The organism is Actinoplanes sp. GCM10030250, from assembly GCF_042666575.1.
In the GTDB taxonomy this organism is placed as follows: Bacteria; Actinomycetota; Actinomycetes; order Mycobacteriales; family Micromonosporaceae; genus Actinoplanes.
In genome coordinates this window covers 1-15,793 of the sequence record NZ_JBHTDO010000051.1, presented here as the reverse complement: position 1 = coordinate 15,793, position 15,793 = coordinate 1, and the positions used below count along the sequence as shown (strand labels likewise).

13 protein-coding genes are annotated in these 15,793 nt (G+C 71.2%); 9 read left to right on the top strand and 4 right to left on the bottom strand.

Annotated features, from left to right (window positions below; all coding sequences use genetic code 11):
- Positions 1–5 precede the first annotated feature (5 nt).
- Complete coding sequence (locus tag ACFQV6_RS40205; RefSeq protein ID WP_378032979.1) at positions 6–1,400, top strand: trypsin-like serine peptidase; 1,395 nt, start codon at positions 6–8, stop codon at positions 1,398–1,400.
- A gap of 9 nt (positions 1,401–1,409) precedes the next feature.
- Positions 1,410–2,117: a phosphatase PAP2 family protein gene (locus ACFQV6_RS40200; protein WP_378032978.1), complete on the top strand. Its 708-nt coding sequence runs from the start codon at positions 1,410–1,412 to the stop codon at positions 2,115–2,117.
- 35 nt (positions 2,118–2,152) lie between these two features.
- On the opposite strand, the gene nagA is transcribed toward ACFQV6_RS40200, so the two are convergent.
- From nagA to ACFQV6_RS40185, 3 genes are read right to left on the bottom strand one after another with little or no spacing between them, the layout of a single operon-like run.
- The gene (gene nagA, locus ACFQV6_RS40195) at positions 2,153–3,250 is read right to left on the bottom strand and encodes an N-acetylglucosamine-6-phosphate deacetylase (RefSeq protein ID WP_378032977.1); all 1,098 of its coding nucleotides are present in this window, start codon (positions 3,248–3,250) and stop codon (positions 2,153–2,155) included.
- On the bottom strand, positions 3,247–4,170 hold the full coding sequence (locus tag ACFQV6_RS40190) for an ROK family protein (RefSeq protein ID WP_378032976.1): 924 nt from the start codon (positions 4,168–4,170) through the stop codon (positions 3,247–3,249). Before ACFQV6_RS40190 ends, nagA begins: the two co-directional genes overlap by 4 nt.
- On the bottom strand, positions 4,167–5,090 hold the full coding sequence (locus ACFQV6_RS40185; protein ID WP_378032975.1) for an SIS domain-containing protein: 924 nt from the start codon (positions 5,088–5,090) through the stop codon (positions 4,167–4,169). The genes ACFQV6_RS40190 and ACFQV6_RS40185 overlap by 4 nt, the downstream gene beginning before the upstream one ends.
- 191 nt (positions 5,091–5,281) lie before the next feature.
- Here ACFQV6_RS40185 and ACFQV6_RS40180 point away from each other — a divergent pair, with 191 nt between their 5' ends.
- The 4 genes from ACFQV6_RS40180 (at position 5,282) to ACFQV6_RS40165 (ending at position 8,729) form a co-directional block, all read left to right on the top strand.
- The gene (locus tag ACFQV6_RS40180; protein WP_378032974.1) at positions 5,282–6,067 is read left to right on the top strand and encodes a DeoR/GlpR family DNA-binding transcription regulator; all 786 of its coding nucleotides are present in this window, start codon (positions 5,282–5,284) and stop codon (positions 6,065–6,067) included.
- 246 nt (positions 6,068–6,313) lie between these two features.
- A complete protein-coding gene (locus ACFQV6_RS40175; protein WP_378032973.1) occupies positions 6,314–7,300 on the top strand; it encodes an ATP-binding cassette domain-containing protein in 987 nt (328 codons plus the stop codon).
- Positions 7,297–8,304 carry an ABC transporter permease subunit gene (locus tag ACFQV6_RS40170; RefSeq protein ID WP_378032972.1) on the top strand — a complete coding sequence of 336 codons (1,008 nt, stop codon included), beginning with the start codon at positions 7,297–7,299 and terminating at the stop codon, positions 8,302–8,304. Before ACFQV6_RS40175 ends, ACFQV6_RS40170 begins: the two co-directional genes overlap by 4 nt.
- A 92-nt stretch (positions 8,305–8,396) precedes the next feature.
- Entirely contained in the window at positions 8,397–8,729 is a 333-nt protein-coding gene (locus ACFQV6_RS40165) for a DUF3263 domain-containing protein (RefSeq protein WP_378032971.1), read from the top strand.
- Positions 8,730–8,731: 2 nt separating this feature from the next.
- On the opposite strand, the gene ACFQV6_RS40160 is transcribed toward ACFQV6_RS40165, so the two are convergent.
- Entirely contained in the window at positions 8,732–10,939 is a 2,208-nt protein-coding gene (locus tag ACFQV6_RS40160) for an AAA family ATPase (RefSeq protein WP_378032970.1), read from the bottom strand.
- Positions 10,940–11,046: 107 nt separating this feature from the next.
- Here ACFQV6_RS40160 and ACFQV6_RS40155 point away from each other — a divergent pair, with 107 nt between their 5' ends.
- The 3 genes from ACFQV6_RS40155 to ACFQV6_RS40145 are packed head-to-tail and all read left to right on the top strand — an operon-like array spanning position 11,047 to position 15,369.
- Positions 11,047–11,658: a hypothetical protein gene (locus ACFQV6_RS40155; RefSeq protein WP_378032969.1), complete on the top strand. Its 612-nt coding sequence runs from the start codon at positions 11,047–11,049 to the stop codon at positions 11,656–11,658.
- 46 nt (positions 11,659–11,704) lie between these two features.
- Positions 11,705–14,503, top strand: coding sequence for an alpha/beta fold hydrolase (locus tag ACFQV6_RS40150; protein WP_378032968.1), 2,799 nt, complete (start codon positions 11,705–11,707; stop codon positions 14,501–14,503).
- Positions 14,500–15,369 (top strand): ABC transporter permease, encoded by an 870-nt coding sequence (locus ACFQV6_RS40145; protein WP_378032967.1) that lies wholly within the window; start codon positions 14,500–14,502, stop codon positions 15,367–15,369. The genes ACFQV6_RS40150 and ACFQV6_RS40145 overlap by 4 nt, the downstream gene beginning before the upstream one ends.
- The last annotated feature ends 424 nt before the right edge of the window (positions 15,370–15,793 follow it).

Sequence of the window (15,793 nt, the reverse complement as noted above, 5' to 3'; positions counted from 1 at the left end):
GTGGCATGCGACGCAGGACAGCCATCGTCATCGGAACGTGCGCCGCCCTGGCGCTTGCCGGAACGGCCGGTGCGGTGGCACTGACCCAGGCCGGCGACAGTCGGGTCGTGTGGCACGAACCGCCGGCTGTCGCGCGGACTCCGGTGGCGGCACAGGGGTACGCACCCGGCACCTCGGGCGCCGTCGCCCGGCCCGGTGAGGAGCCGGTGTCGCCGTCATCGGGCTCGCCGTCGCCCTCGACCTCGTCGTCGGCCTCGCATCTGCCCGAGAGCGGCAGGCAGGAGGCTGCGCACGGGTCACGCGCGGAACTGGACCGGCGCCTCGAGTCGGCGCCGGCGACCAGCCGCCAGCGGGTCGGCGAGCTGCTGCCGGTGAGCCGGCTGCTCGGCTATCCGGCCGGGCCCAAGCGGGAGAAGTTCAGCTACCCCGGCGCCTCGTACGTGAAGCTGCACTTCGACAGGGTGGCGCTGCTCGCCGGCGACTACCTGACCGTGTCGAACCCGGAGGGCACGGAGTCGTACCGCTACGACGCCTACTCCCTGAGGTCCGGTGATGCGGGTCGCTGGGCCATGTCGGTCACCGGTGACACCGCTGTCGTCGAAGTCCACCGGGCGGTCAACCCGCTCGGCCTCGGCTCGGTGCTCGGCAACCTCGGCGTGCAGGTCGACCAGGTGGCCCGCGGGTTCGACCGGGGCGAGCGGGCGGCCGCCGCCGGACCGGGACGCGAGGAGTCGATCTGCGGCACGGACACCTCCAGCGACGCTGTCTGCTACCAGTCGAAGGACCCGGTCGCCTACACGAAGTCGAAGGCCATCGCCCGGCTGCTGATCAACGGAACCGAGCTCTGCACCGGATGGCGGGCCGGGCCCAAGAACCGCATGCTCACCAACAACCACTGCCTCACCACGTCCGACGAGGCGTACGACACCGAGGTCTGGTTCAACTACCAGTGCGCCAAGTGTGGCGGGTACGACGTGTTCAAGCCGACGAAGGTGTGGGGCGACAAGGTTCTCGCCACCGACCGGGTGTTCGACTACACGCTCTTCAGCGTGGACGGATTCGCCTCGATCGAGAAGTTCGGCTACCTCACCCTCGACACCGCCCGCCCAGCGAAGGGGCAGGCGCTCTACGTGCCGCAGCACCCCGCCGGTGAGCCGACCCGGATCGCCGGCGGCCAGGGCGACAAGGCGGGCAACTGCGCGGTGGACAACCCGGACTACACCGGGTACGCGGAACACTCCGACGTCTCGTACTACTGCGACACCGCGGGCGGCTCGTCCGGCTCGCCGGTGCTGTCCCGGTCGACGAACAGGGTGGTGGCGCTGCACCACTTCGGCGGCTGCCCGAACTCGGGGGTGCGGGGGGACCTGCTGGCCAGCAGGTTGCGGACGCTCCTTTAACTTGGAGGCGTGACAGACACGCTCGCATCCACGCGTACCCGGAGCTGGTGGCCGGACCTGGTGGCCCTGGCCGGGTTCGCGGGGTTGTCTGTCGCGCTCGCTCGCGGCCATCTGCTGGGGTTCGACCAGCGGGTGGCCGACTGGGCCTTCGCCAACCAGCCGGACGGGGTCTACTGGACCGCGCGGGTGCTCAACTATCTGGGGCAGGGCGGCCAGGTGCTGATGCCGGTCGCGCTGATCCTCACCGGGCTGCTGCTCTACCGGACGCGGTCGGTGCGCGCGGTCCTGCCGTTCGCCGCGGCGTTCGTGCTGACGTACCTCACGATCGGCCCAGCGAAGATCTTCTTCGACCGGGCGGCGCCGACGTTCGTCGGGCCGGAGAAGACGGTCATGTTCAACCCGCATGCGGCGGGGAAGTACGCGATGAGCTATCCGTCCGGGCACATGGGCAACGTCCTGGTCTGGTACGCGGTGCTCGCCATCCTGATCGTGGCGCTGCTGCATCGGCAGTTGACGCGGTGGGAGTGGTTCGCGCTCCGGGTCGCCCCGGTGGCGATCGTCTTCGTCACCACCGTGTATCTGGGCTATCACTGGATGACCGACTCGGTCGCCGGGGTGCTGCTCGGCCTGGTCCTCGCCCGCCTCTTGAGCCGTGTCCCGTGGGACCGTGTCCCGCTGCCGCACCTGCGCGGGTGGGAACGGCCCGCCGGCTTCTGACCACGCAACCGGCGAGGCGGGCCTTCATGAGATAACTATGGGATCCAGGTGCCGGCGCGCATGACCCGCCTGCGGGTGAGGTCGGCGGTCAGGACGACCACGTCGGCGCGCAGGCCCGGTAGCAGGGAGCCGACCTGGCCGGAGAGGCCCAGCAGGCGGGCCGGTGTGGTGGAGGCCATGGCTACCGCCTCGACCAGCGACAGGCCGGCGGCTACGGCGTTGCGCAGGGCGGCGTCCATCGTCAGGGTGCTGCCGGCGATCGAACCGCCGTGCGCGAGGCGCGCCACCCGGTCGGCGACGACGACCTCCTGGCCGCCGAGGTCGTAGCGGCCGTCGGGCATGCCGGTGGCGTCCATCGCGTCGGTGACCAGGATGGCGCGGTCGGTGCCGGCGCTGCGGGCGGCGAACGTGAGCATGCCGGGGTGGAGGTGGATGTTGTCGGCGATCAGCTCGACGGCGGCAGTGGAGGAGAGCATGCCGACGACCGGGCCCGGCTCGCGGTGGTGGGGCGGGCGCATGCCGTTGAAGAGGTGGGTGGCGACGGTCGCGCCGGCTGCCACACCGGCCAGGGTTTGATCGTACGAGGCATCGGTGTGCCCGATCGCCGCCAGGACACCGTGATCCCGCAGGTAGGTGATCGCGTCCAGAGCGCCCGGCAGTTCGGGGGCGATCGTCATCATCCGGACCGCGCCGTCGCCGATCTTGACGATTTCGGAGAGCTCGGCGGGCACCGGGTCGCGCAGGAAGGCCGGGTTCTGGGCGCCGCAGCGGACACCCGACAGGTACGGGCCCTCGAAGTGGATCCCGGCGATCACGCCCTCGGTGACCAGCGGACGGTAGGCCTCGGTGGCGGCGCGCATCAGGTCGAAGGGCGAACTGACCAGGCTGGCCAGCAGCGTGGTGGTGCCGTGGCCCAGGTGGAACGCGGCGGCGCCGCGAGCGGCAGCGGGGTCGCCGGTGGTGAAGGTGTGACCGCCGCCGCCGTGGCAGTGCACGTCGACGAAACCGGGCACGATCACGTCGTCGCCGGCGGCCGGGTCCGGCACGATCGCCGCGATGTCGGTGCCGTCGAGGTCGAGATGCCCCGGGATGACCGCGGTGGGCGTGACGATGCGGCCGGAGATCCGGGTCATCTGGTTCCTAGGTGATCGAGGGCGAGCAGGGCGGAACCCAGGCAGCCGGCGGTGTCGCCGAGCTCGGCCCGGACGATCTCGGGAGTGCGGTGGAACGTGACGCCCTGGGTGACCGCCTCGCGTACCGGCAGGAGCAGGTTGTCACCGGCCTCGGCCAGGCCGCCGCCGAGCACGACGACGCCGACGTCGTAGAGCGCCTGGGCGGTGAGCAGGCCCTGGGCGAGAGCCTCGACGGCGTCCTGCCAGATCCGGCCGGCCAGCTCCTCGTTCTGCGCCGCCCGGGAGGCCACGTCGAACGCGGTGGCATCCGGATCGCCCGACAGCTCGGCATAACGCCTGCCGATCGCCTTGGCCGAGGCCTCCGCCTCCAGGCAGCCCCGCAGCCCGCAACCGCACTCCCGGCCGCCGGGCCGGATCACGATGTGCCCGATCTCGCCCGCCGCGCCGTGCGCGCCCGGATAACCGGCGCCGTCCACCACCAGACCGCCGGCGATGCCGGTGCCGATCGCCACGAAGAGCACGTGCCGCCTGCCACGCCCGGCACCGAGGCGGGCCTCGGCGAGGGCGCCGACACGCACGTCGTGGCCGAGCGCGGCGGGCAGGCCCAGGCGCTGCGTGGTCAGATCCCGCAGGGGTACGTCACGGAAGCCCACGTTCGCCGACCAGACCGCGATGCCGTTGACCTCGTCGACCACGCCGGGCACGGCGATGCCCGCGGCGACCGGGGTGAGCCCGTCGGCGCGCGCCCGGGCGGCCAGCCCTTCGGCGACGGCCAGGATGTTCTCGGTGACCGCCTCGGGGCCGCGGGCGGCCAGGGTGGGGTGGCGCTCCTCGTGGTGGACGGTGCCGTCCGGCCGTACCAGAGCGCACTTCATCCCGGTGCCGCCCACGTCCAGGGCGACAACGACCGGCTCGCTCATGTCAGGACTACGGAGCGTGTCAGGTTGCGGGGGTTGTCCGGGTCGAGGCCCTGGGTGGTGGCGAGCAGCACGGCGACACGCTGCGCCAGGACCAGGTCGGCCATCGGATCGAGCGGTGCGCGGCCGCCGACCCAGCGGCCCAGGGAGGCGTAACCGCCGTGGTGACGGCTGTGCACGTACGCCGCGCCGGTCGCTTCCACCTCGTCGGCAAGCCCGGACGGTACGTCGCCGAACGCCCACACCACCCGCCGCGGACCGGCGATCGAGATGGGGCCGTGCCGGTAGTCCATGGCCGGGTACGACTCGGTCCAGTAGCCGGCCGTCTCCCGGCACTTGAGGGCGGCCTCCTCGGCGAGCCCGACGGTCCAGCCCCGGCCCAGGAAGGTGATCTGGTCGAAGAGGGCGGGGTGCACCGGCAGCGGGAGGCGTACGGCCACCTCGCCGTCCATCGCCACCGACTCGATGTCGGCGCCGAGGTGGGCGCGGAGCAGGGCGAGCACGCTGGTGGCGAAGCGGGTCTGCACCACCGACTCCTCGTCGGCGAAGTCCAGCACCACGGCGTGGCGGGCCAGCTCGGCGGCGGCCTTGGTCGCGTCGGCGGTCAGCACGGTGACCGGGGTGTTCTCACCGGCGGTCTGCATCACGTCGAGGACCTCGGTGGTGGTGCCCGAACGGGTGATCGCGAGGATCCGGTCGTAGCGGCGCCCGTACGGGAAGTCGGAGGCCTGGAACGCGTCGGTCTCGCCGTGGCCGGCCTGTTCGCGCAGCACCGCGTACGACTTGGCCATGAACCACGACGTTCCGCAGCCGACGACGGCGACCCGCTCGCCGCGCTCGGGCAGACCCGGTGACCCGGCTAGCTTCGCGGCCTGCCGCCAGCACTCGGGCTGGGTGGCGATCTCTGCCTTCACATGGCTCATGACTGGTCCTCACCGGTAGTTAGCTGCGCATTCGCGCTCGGTTCCCGGGTCTTTCGCGCGTTATTGTGCTCATGACGCTGCCGCCGGGGCAAGTTCTCAAGGTCGTTCGCGCATTCGATGGCTTTGCTTCCGGGCCTTTCGCGCACTAATGTGCACACACTTATCATGAAACGTGCAGCTGGGAGTGTCGGGTGGACCGGTACGCGCGGTGGAATGCCCTGCTCGAGCTACTCACGGAGAGCGGCCGGGTGACGGTCGAGGAGGCCTCGGAACGCCTTGACGTGTCCCAGGCCACCATTCGCCGCGACTTCGACCAGCTCGCCCAGCAGCAGATGATCACCCGCACCCGGGGTGGTGCGGTCGCCAACGGAGTGTCGTACGACCTGCCGCTGCGATACAAGAGCGCGAAGCACTCCGCCGAGAAGCAGCGCATCGGTGAGGCCGCCGCCCGCCTCGTCACCCCAGGTACTGTCGTCGGCCTCAACGGCGGCACCACCATCACCGAGGTCGCCCGGGCACTCGCCGTCCGCCCCGACCTCAACGTCAGCGGCGACGGCGCCCAGCTCACCGTGGTCACCAACGCCCTCAACATCGCCAACGAGCTGCTCGTCCGCTCCCGCATGAAGATCGTCGTGGCCGGCGGCGTGGTCCGGCCCCAGTCCTTCGAGGTGGTCGGCCCGCTCGGCGGAGCCCTGCTCAAAGAGGTGACCCTCGACATCGTCCTGCTCGGCGTGGACGCCCTCGACGTCGAACTCGGCGCCGCCTCCCACCACGAAGGCGAGGCGTCGATGAACAGCCTGATGGTCGCCCGCGCCAAGCGCGTCGTGGTGATCGCCGACTCGTCGAAGCTGGGCGGGCACGCCTTCGCCCGCATCTGCCCGATCAGCAAGATCGAAACCCTGGTCACCGACTCGGGAGCGGCGCCGTCGGTGATCGCCGCCTTCCATGAGGCGGGCGTCGAGGTCATCACCGCCTGACAGCCCGGCGGGGCGGGGCCCCTTGATTGCCTGTCTCCGCGCCGGTCGGTTCGGCCGTCGGTCAGGGAGCTGATGGCGCCTTGACTACGTGGCTGGGCTACGGCTGGGGAACGTGAGCCGTCGTCCAGGTACCGAATGCCGCTTGGCCGGGGCTGGTCGAGCGGGCGGGGGGAGATCGACAATTTCCGGCGTACAGAGGGGGCGAAGGTGTGCCGGGAGTGGCCTTGGTGACCTAGGGTGCGGCGAATGACCGCCGTACTCGAGATATCAGGGCTGCGGAAGACCTATCGCGGCCGTAAGGGTGTCCGGAACGCGCTGGACGGGTTCGACATGGTCGTCGAGGCCGGGCAGGTGCACGGGTTCCTCGGGCCCAACGGCTCGGGCAAGACCACGACGTTGCGTACGCTCCTCGGGCTGATCAAGCCGAACGACGGCCGGATGGCGATTCTCGGCCGGGAGGTGCCGCGGCATCTGCCGGAGGTAGCCCGGCAGGTCGGCGCGATCGTGGAGAGCCCGCAGTTCTTCGGCAACTTCACCGCTGAGGCGACGCTGTCGCTGCTCGCGGACGCCGGCGGCGTGAACCGGAACCGGGTCTACGCGGTGCTGGACCTCGTCGGTCTGCGGGAGCGGGCCAAGGAGCGGGTCAAGACGTACTCGCTCGGCATGAAGCAGCGCCTCGCGGTCGCGTCGGCGCTGCTCAAGGAGCCGCGGCTGCTTATCCTGGACGAGCCGGCGAACGGGCTGGACCCGGGCGGTATCCGGGAGATGCGCACGCTGATGCGGGACCTCTCGGAGGCCGGCATGACGGTGCTGCTCTCCAGCCACATCCTCGGCGAGATCCAGCTGATCTGCGACTCCGTGACGATCATCTCGGCCGGGAAGCGGGTCACCTCCGGGTCGGTCTCCGAGGTGCTGGCGCGGCACAAGTCCGGTTCGGTCAAGGTGCGCCTGGAGCCCGGTGTCGACCTGGCGGGTGCGGCGGCGGTGCTGCGTACGGCCGGCGCACAGGTCACTCTGGAGTCCGACCATTTCACCGTCGGCAACGCGAGCAACCCGGCGCAGATCACCAAGTTGCTGGCCGAGCGGCAGATCTACGTCAGCGAGCTGACCCCGGTCGCGGCCGATCTGGAGGACGTCTTCCTCGAGTTGACCGGCACCGCTCCGGTCGAGGGGCAGAACAGGCAGGTCGACCAGACGGCGATCGCCGCGGGTAACGGTGGGTGGGGACAGTGAGCCTGGCGCGTGCGGAATCCCGGCGGCTGCTGAAGCGCCGCTTCACCAAGTTTCTGATGCTCGGTGTGCTGCTCATCCTGGGCGCGGTCGCGGCCGGCACCTACTTCTCCAACGAGAAGGTCACCGAGGCTCAGGTCACCGAGGCCAGGGCGCAGGCTCAGCGTGACTATCAGCAGAGCCTCCTGTCCGCCCAGCAGGACAAGGAGAAGTGCCTGGCGGCGCAGGGTACGCCGGAGGCGGTGAACTGGGGTCCGGGCTGCGAGAACCTCTACACACCGTCGCAGGAGGACTTCGACTACCAGTGGTACATGCCGGAGAGCTTCGAGTTCGTCCAGGAGTTCCCGGACATGATCTCGGTGCTGGCGGTGGTGCTCGCCGCGGCGGCGTTCCTGATCGGAGCGTCCTTCGTCGGCGCCGAGTGGAACAGCGGCGCGATGATGAACCTGCTGCTCTGGCGGCCGCAGCGGCTGCGGGTGCTCGGCACCAAGCTTCTCGTGTTCCTGGGCTGGTTCACCGGTGTCACGCTGCTGCTCGGCGCCGTGTGGGCCGGGGTGTTCCGGGTGATCGCCGAATACCGGGGAACCACCGACAAGCTGACGTCCGGCGCGTGGCAGTCGCTCGGGCTGATGGGACTGCGTGGCCTCGCGCTCGTCGTGGCGGCCGGTGCGCTCGGTTTCGCGCTCGCGTCGCTCGGCCGGCACACCGGTATGGCGTTGGGTGCTCTGATCGCCATCGGCGCCGTGCAGATCGGTGTCTACGTGATGGCCGGGCTGTCCGGGCTGAAGTATCCGGAGGCCTATCTGGCTCCGCTGTGGGGTGTGGCCTGGCTGTACAAGGAGTTCGTCCTGCAGGACTACACCTCCTGCGACTTCAACACCTCGTCCGGCTGCGAGCAGGAGACCTTCACGTTGACGTGGCAGGTCGCGGGCGTCGGCATGACAGCGGTCGTGGTGCTCATCGTGGGTATTGCTATGTGGACTATGCGTAGTCGAGACATCACCTGAGGTAACGTACCCGGGGATCGCCGGCTGCCTTTATGCTGGTGATCCCCTCGTACATCTGTGCTGGACGATGCCTCGACGCCCCTGGGAGTGCCATGCAGCCCGCCGCCGAACCGACCGGGGAACAGCCGGTCGAGGAGCAGCAGCACATCCCCGCACCGCGTCCCGGTTCGGAGGCGTTGCCACCCGAGCCCGAGCAGGCACTGACCGAGCGGGAACAGCTGATCCTCGCCTTCGAGGCGAAGTGGTGGAAGCACGCCGGAGCCAAGGAGCAGGCCATCCGGGACACCTTCGGCCTCTCCTCGACGCGCTACTACCAACTGCTGAACGCCCTGCTCGACAACCCCGCAGCCCTCGAGCGCGACCCGGTCCTGGTCGGCCGCCTGCGCCGGCTGCGCTCGACACGAGCCAGGACGCGGCGGCGCTGACATCAGGGCTGGTGCGTCTCCGCGTACGCCTCCAGCCACGCCACCTGGGTCGGATCGAGGGACGCCCGCACCCGCTTCCGGGCCGTCGCCACGTTCGCCGCGGTCACCGTCGACGCCTCAAGTGAGTCCCGCATCGCCGCGAGCGCCGACTCCCGGACCAGGGCCGCGCAGTCGGCCGCCGAGAAACCGTTCAGGTCCGCGCCGAGCTTCTCCAGGTCGACCGCCTCGTCGAGCGGAACCGCCCGGGACGACGCCCGCAGGATCGCGGTACGCGCCTCGGCGTCCGGCGGCGGTACGTAGATCAGTCGCTCGAGCCGGCCCGGCCGCAGCAGGGCCGGATCGATCAGGTCCGGCCGGTTGGTGGCGCCGATCACCACCACGTTGCGCAGGTCCTCCACCCCGTCCAGTTCGGTGAGCAGCGCCGCCACCACCCGGTCCGTGGTGCCGCCGTCGGTGGCCTGGCCGCGCGTGGGTGCGAGCGCGTCGACCTCGTCCAGGAAGACCAGGGTGGGCGCGGCCTCCCGGGCCCGGCGGAACAGCTCCCGGACCGCCCGCTCGCTGTCACCGACCCACTTGCTGAGCAGCTCCGCACCCTTCACCGAGAGCACGTTCGCCTTGCCTGTCCCGGCGATCGCCTTGACCAGGTAGGTCTTTCCGCACCCGGGCGGGCCGTAGAGCAGCACACCGCGAGGCGGCGAGACACCGAGCCTGGCGAACGTGTCCGGATAGGTCAGCGGCCACAGCACCGATTCGGTGAGCACCTGCTTCACGTCGGCCATGTCGCCGACGTCGTCGAGGGTCACCTCCGCCACCTCCAGGGTGGAATCGGCCATCGAGGTCGGCCGGACCACATCCAGGGCGGCCTCGAAATCGGCCATGGTCACGGTGGGTGACTCCGCCTCCTTCTGGCGGAGCGCGGCGCGGACTCCGGCTTCGCGGGCGAGTGCGCCCAGGTCGGCGGCGACAAATCCGGGGGTACGACCGGCGACCTCGTCCAGCCGGACATCTTCGGCCAGCGGCATACCGCGGGTCAGCACGCCCAACTGCTCCCGGCGCATCGCGGCGTCCGGCAGCGGCACGGTCAGCTGGACGGCGAGCAGGTCGGGGGCGCGCAGCGACGGGTCGACGGACTCGGGCCGGCTGGTGGTGCAGACCACCGCCGTGCCGCTCGCCACCGTCTCGGCCAGCACCTGCCGGAAGACCGTCGAGATCGGTCCCGGCTCCTCCCGTGGTGCGAGCGCCTCGACGTCCGAGATCAGCAGGACGGCGGGGGCGCTGTCGCGCACCTCCTTGGCCAGTTCCCGGAGCCGTCCGGCCGCGGCGCTGTTGGTGAGCGCGGCGAGCTCCGGTGCCCAGACCGGCCGTACCGTCGCACCGACAGCCGCACCCACGGCCCGGACCAGAGCGGATTTGCCGGACCCGGAGGGGCCGGAGATCAGGACGCCGAGCGTCACCTTCGTGCCGAGCCGGGCCAGCACCTCGCCGTGGTGGAAGCCCAGGTCGAGCAGCTCCTCCAGCTCCTTCGCCTGCGCGCGCAGGCCGGGCAGGTCGTCGAGGCTGGGCGGGGGCACCTCCGGATCGGCGGGCGCCGGCGTACCGGGCCGAGCCGCCCGGGTGGCCGCCGTCCCACCGGCCGCGACGGGGCCGTCCTGCCAGCCGACGACGGTGTCCATCGTCACCAGGGCGGCCTCTCCGCCGGTGATATCGGTCACGGTGAGCAGGGTGCTGGTCCACGCGTACCCCACGCGGTTCGCCAGGCTGCGCCGGGCCGCCTCGACCAGGGACCGGTGGCCGGCACCCGGAAGCACGTCCTGCGGCAGCAGCGAGACGTCGTCGCCGGTGCTCACCACCTTGCCGAGAAGAGCCAGCCGCAGCATCTCCGGAGAGACGACGGCGACGATTTCCGGCGGGCCGGAAAGGATCACCCGGCGGGCCTCCACCACGGGCGCCTGAGTGACCGTGACCTGGCCTCCGTCACGCATGCCGAGGTTGCCGAGGGTGAGGTCGTCGGCATACAGCAGGGCCCGGCTCGCGGTCGCCTCGGCCCTGGCCACGATGCCTGCCGTGGTGCGGGTGCCGGTGAGCCGGACCGGGTCGCCGGGGCGCAGGGCCAGGGCGGCCATCACCTCGGGGTGCAGCCGGACGATGCCGCGTCGCGCGTCAAGGGCCGCGGGCCGCAAAGTCACCGTCAGCGTGAGATCATCAGCCACCGCGGATGCCTCCGATTGATCGTTGGGGGCTTCGGAGTGTCAACGCTATCCGCCACGGGGGTGCCGATGCGTCCCGGTGGCTTCGCAACGCCTTCTGGAGGCCCCTGATGAGGCGCAGTCCTCTCATCGTGATGACCGCCGTGCTCGCGCTGACCGCCGTCACCGGCTGTAGCGACGACGACGACAAGAAGCCGGCGGCCGCACCCGAAGCCGCCAGCGCACCGCCGAGCGCCGAGCCCACCGTCTCGCTCGACGCGCCGGACGGCACCGCCGGCACGCCGAAGGCCGAGATCAGCGACCCGAGCGGCTTCGCGCCGTTCAGCGTCCAGTCGATCGGTGTCGGTGCGTACGAGGTGGGTGAGACCCAGGCCGACCTCACCGAGGCCGGGCTGCTGACCAACCCGGTGGACGCGGCGGGCTGCACCACGGCGACCGGCACCGGGATGTTCAGCAAGCCGGAGGTGTTCCTCTCCGGGGGCAAGGTCGTGATGGTGAAGGCGACCAAGGACGACCCGCGGATCGGCAAGCCCCTCGCCGAGCTGCAGGCCGAGTTCGCCGAGGGCAAGGCCGTGACCGGAGCCGCCGGCGCCACCGGGTGGGAGGTCGTCGAGGAGACCAACTCGCTGCTCTTCGTGGCCACCGGAGGCACCGTGAGCGCCGTCGCCGGTGGGGTCACGGCGAGCGTGCAGAAGAACTTCACCAGCGGAAGCGGCTGCTGAGAGGTTCACAGCAGTCGCTCAGCCGGATCCGGCTAGCGTTTGGGCCATGTCTACCCTGACCGCCGGGTTACGCCGTGCACGCTCTCGGATGACCCGGCGCCGGGCTGTCGCCGCCGCGGTGGCGCTGTTGGTGATCGCCGCCGCGGCCGTCTGGGTGCTCCGCCCGGAACAGGACGCCTGGACCACCGAGGACCTGCGCCTCACCGTCCGCTCCGGCCCCACCGGTGACGAGCCGGTTGATCTGGACGCCCGCTTCTACCTGCCCCGGGATCGCTCCGGCAAGGTGGCGGCGGTGCTGCTGGCGCACGGCTTCGGCGGCACCAAGAACTCTGTCCGCGCGGACGCCGAGTCACTCGCCGAGCGTGGGTACGCGGTGCTGACCTGGACCGCACGAGGGTTCGGCCGCAGCGGCGGGCAGATCCACCTGGACCACCCCGACTACGAGGTGAAGGACGCTCAGGGCCTGCTCGACTGGCTCGCCGCCCGGCCCGAGATCCGCACCGACGCCACCGGCGATCCCCGGGTCGGCGTGGTCGGCGGCTCGTACGGCGGAGCCCTCGCCCTGCTGCTCGCCGGCCAGGACCAGCGGGTCGACGCGATCGTCCCGTCGATCACCTGGAACGACCTGAGCGGGTCGTTCCTGCCGCAGTCCGCCGGCACCGACGCGGTCGGCGTCTTCAAGAAGTCCTGGGCCGGCCTGTTCTTCGGCAACGGCTCGGCGGCGGCCGACGATGCGCTGGGCCAGGCCGGGCTCGCGGCCGGCGGCTCCGGACCGCCGGCCACGCCGCCTGCCGGTGACCCCGCGTGCGGCCGGTTCTCCGCCGACGTCTGCGCCGCGTACCTCTCGATGGCCACCACCGGCATCCCGGACCAGGCCACCCTCGACCTGCTCGCGAAGTCCAGCCCGGCCGGGGCCCTCAGCCGGATCAAGGCACCGACCCTGCTGATCCAGGGCGCCGTCGACTCCCTCTTCCCGCTCTCCGAGGCCGACGCGAACGCCAAGGGCATCGCCGCGACCGGCACCCCGGTCCGGGTGGCCTGGTTCACCGGCGGCCACGACGGCGGGACCGGGCCCGACTCCGACTCCGACCGGGTCAAGTTCCTCACGGTCCAGTGGCTCGATCACTACCTGGACGGCGAGGGCGACACCCCGAGCGACGACTTCACCTGGTCCCGGGTGGCCGGCTTCAGCGCCCTCGACCGGGGACTCGTGACGAACGGGTACAGCGCTGACTCGTACCCCGGAACAGCCGGAACCGGGAGCACCCAGGTCTCGCTCGACGGATCGGCGCAGCCGATCGCCAACCCGCCCAACGGCAACCCGGGCGCGCTCAGCTCGCTCCCCGGCATCGGTGGCCGGCTCAGCTCGCTGCTCAGCGGCGGCGTCGCCATGGACGTGCCGGGCCAGTACGCCTCGTTCACCTCGGCGCCGCTCACCGAGGCCGTCGAAGTCGCCGGCTCGCCGACCCTGCGGCTCAAGGTGGCGTCACCGACCGGCGAGGCTGTCGTCTTCGTCAAGCTCTACGACGTCGACCAGAACGGCACGTCGACGCTCAGCGCGGGCCTGGTCGCACCGGTCCGGCTGACCGGCCTGCCGGCGAGCATCGACCAGGCGCGAGCGGTCACCGTCACCCTGCCCGCGATCGTGCGGAACTTCGAGGCGGGACACACCGTCCGGGTCGCCGTGGCCACCTCCGACCAGGCGTTCCTCACCCCGGCGCGGCCGGCCGTCTACACCGTCTCGGTCGAGCCGGCGCTGACGCTGCCGACGCTCGTCGGCACGCCGATCGCCGACCCGGCGACAATCTGGTGGTACGTGCTGGCCGGTGTGGTCGCGATCATCCTGCTGGGCCTGGCCGTGCTCATCCTGGTGCTCCGCCGCCGGCATCGCCGCCAGGAGAGCGCGGTGACCGAGGAGTACGCGGACACGCCGCTCGTGGTCCGCGGGCTGCGCAAGGCGTACGGCGACGGGTTCGTGGCCGTGCAGGAGATCGGCTTCACGGTGGCCCGCGGGCAGGTCGTCGGACTGCTCGGCCCCAACGGCGCGGGCAAGACCACCACGCTGCGGGTGCTGATGGGCCTGACCTCGCCGACCGCCGGAGAGATCTACGTCTTCGGGCACCGGCTCGTCCCGGGTGCCCCGATCCTCTCCCGGGTCGGTGCGCTCGTCGAAGGACCCGGCTTCCTGCCGCACCTGACCGGATATCAGAACCTGCGGGCGTACTGGCAGGCCACCGGGCGGCCGTGGGAGGACGCGCGGTTCGAGGAGGCGCTCGAGATCGCCGGCCTGGGCAGCTCGGTGCACCGCAAGACCCGCAAGTACAGCCACGGCATGCGCCAGCGGCTCGCCATCGCCCAGGCCATGCTCGGGCTCCCCGAGTTGCTGGTGCTCGACGAGCCGACGGACGGCCTCGACCCGCCCCAGATCGCCGAGATGCGCCGCGTCCTCCAGCGGTACGCGACCGACGGCCGGGCCGTACTCGTCTCCAGCCACCTGCTCGCCGAGGTGGAACAGACCTGCACCCACGCCGTGGTGGTCAACAAGGGCCGGATCGTCGCGTCGGGGCCCGTCGACGACATCGTCGGTGACTCGCCGTCGGTGCAGCTGGACGTGTCCGACGTACCGGCGGCGACCCGGGTTCTGGAAGAGCTGGGAGTGCGCTCGGTGACCCCCGAGGGCACCTCCGGACTGATCGTCGACATGAACGGGACGGCCCGCTCCGAGGTGGTGGCCTCGCTGGTGGGAGCCGGCATCGGAGTCGACCGGCTGGTGCCTCGGCGGCGGCTCGAGGACGCGTTCCTGGCCCTGGTGGGCGACAACTCGCGAGGGAGTGGGGACCGATGAGCACCGTGGAAGCCGCGTCCGGATACCGGGCTACTCACACGCTGCCGCTCTGGGCCGAGGTGCGGCGGCAGGCGTCGCGGCGGCGAACCCAGATGGCCCTCGGGTTCATGGTGCTGCTGCCGCTGATCATCCTGATCGCCTTCGAGTTCGGCGGGGACAGCCGCGGGGACGAGGACGGTGACGGCGGCGGAGCCTTCAGCAGCATCGCCGACCTGGCCACCTCGGGCGGGCTCAACTTCACCCTGTTCTGCCTCGCGGTGTCGGCCGGGTTCCTGCTGGTCGTGGTCGTCGCGCTGTTCTTCGGCGACACCGTGGCCAGCGAGGCGAGCTGGGGGAGCCTGCGATATCTGCTGGCGATCCCGGTGCCGCGTGCCCGCCTGCTCGGGGTCAAGCTGATCGTGGCGGCGGGATATTCGCTGGTGGCGCTGCTCACGCTTGTCGGTACGGGCCTGCTGATCGGGACACTTCGGTACGGGTGGGGACCGCTCGGCAGCACCATCGCTGCCGAGATCCCGCCCGCTGAGGGGCTGGTGCGGCTGCTCGGGATCCTCGCCTATCTCGCGGTGACCCTGCTGGTCGTGGCGGGGCTGGCGTTCCTGCTGTCGGTGCTGACGGACGCGGCCCTCGGTGCTGTGGGTGGTGCGGTGATGCTGTGGATCCTGTCCAGCATTCTGGACCAGATCACGGCTCTGGGCACGATCCGCAACTTCCTGCCCACCCATTACACGGACGCCTGGCGGGGCATCCTCTCCACCCCGGTCCAGGCCGAGGACCTCGCCAAGGGCGCCATCTCCGCGATCGTCTACGCAACCCTCTTCTGGTCCCTCGCCTTCTACCGCTTCACCCGCAAAGACATCACTTCCTGAACCACCCCCACGAGATCACCGCGGTCCGGCGCGACCGTTCCCGGCGTGAACAGGCGCACACGTTGCGCCTTTGCGTGTGCAGCGGCGGTATTTCAGCGTGGGCAGGCGCACACATTGGGGTTGCGTGTGCGCTGGGTGGGCCCGGGACGTGGGTAAAAGCGCACGTTGGGGTTGTGTGCGCGCTGGTTGTCGCGGGGCGGGGCGGGAGCGCGCGAGGTGGGGAGTGTCCGTGGCGGCGGCGCGCGCGGCGGGTGGGGTTTGGGGTTGGGGTGAGGGTGACCGCTTACGCAGGTCGCCCGGCGGGTCGAGTGGTTTGGACGCGTAGCGGCCAGCTCGGGCCGGTGGGCCCTCGGCGGGAGTGCCCTGTGTCAACCGGTTGGCTGGGGTGAGGTGAGTAGGTTTTGCAGGGCGCGGTGTTCGGCCG

Bases quoted from the DNA above. Each gene is read 5' to 3' on its own strand.
- ACFQV6_RS40165 (WP_378032971.1), top strand. From the start codon at position 8,397: ATGCAGCCCGCCGCCGAACCGACCGGGGAACAGCCGGTCGAGGAGCAG.
- ACFQV6_RS40155 (WP_378032969.1), top strand. From the start codon at position 11,047: ATGAGGCGCAGTCCTCTCATCGTGATGACCGCCGTGCTCGCGCTGACC.
- ACFQV6_RS40175 (WP_378032973.1), top strand. From the start codon at position 6,314: ATGACCGCCGTACTCGAGATATCAGGGCTGCGGAAGACCTATCGCGGC.
- ACFQV6_RS40190 (WP_378032976.1), bottom strand. From the start codon at position 4,170: ATGAGCGAGCCGGTCGTTGTCGCCCTGGACGTGGGCGGCACCGGGATG.
- nagA (WP_378032977.1), bottom strand. From the start codon at position 3,250: ATGACCCGGATCTCCGGCCGCATCGTCACGCCCACCGCGGTCATCCCG.
- ACFQV6_RS40150 (WP_378032968.1), top strand. From the start codon at position 11,705: ATGTCTACCCTGACCGCCGGGTTACGCCGTGCACGCTCTCGGATGACC.
- ACFQV6_RS40185 (WP_378032975.1), bottom strand. From the start codon at position 5,090: ATGAGCCATGTGAAGGCAGAGATCGCCACCCAGCCCGAGTGCTGGCGG.
- ACFQV6_RS40205 (WP_378032979.1), top strand. From the start codon at position 6: ATGCGACGCAGGACAGCCATCGTCATCGGAACGTGCGCCGCCCTGGCG.
- ACFQV6_RS40145 (WP_378032967.1), top strand. From the start codon at position 14,500: ATGAGCACCGTGGAAGCCGCGTCCGGATACCGGGCTACTCACACGCTG.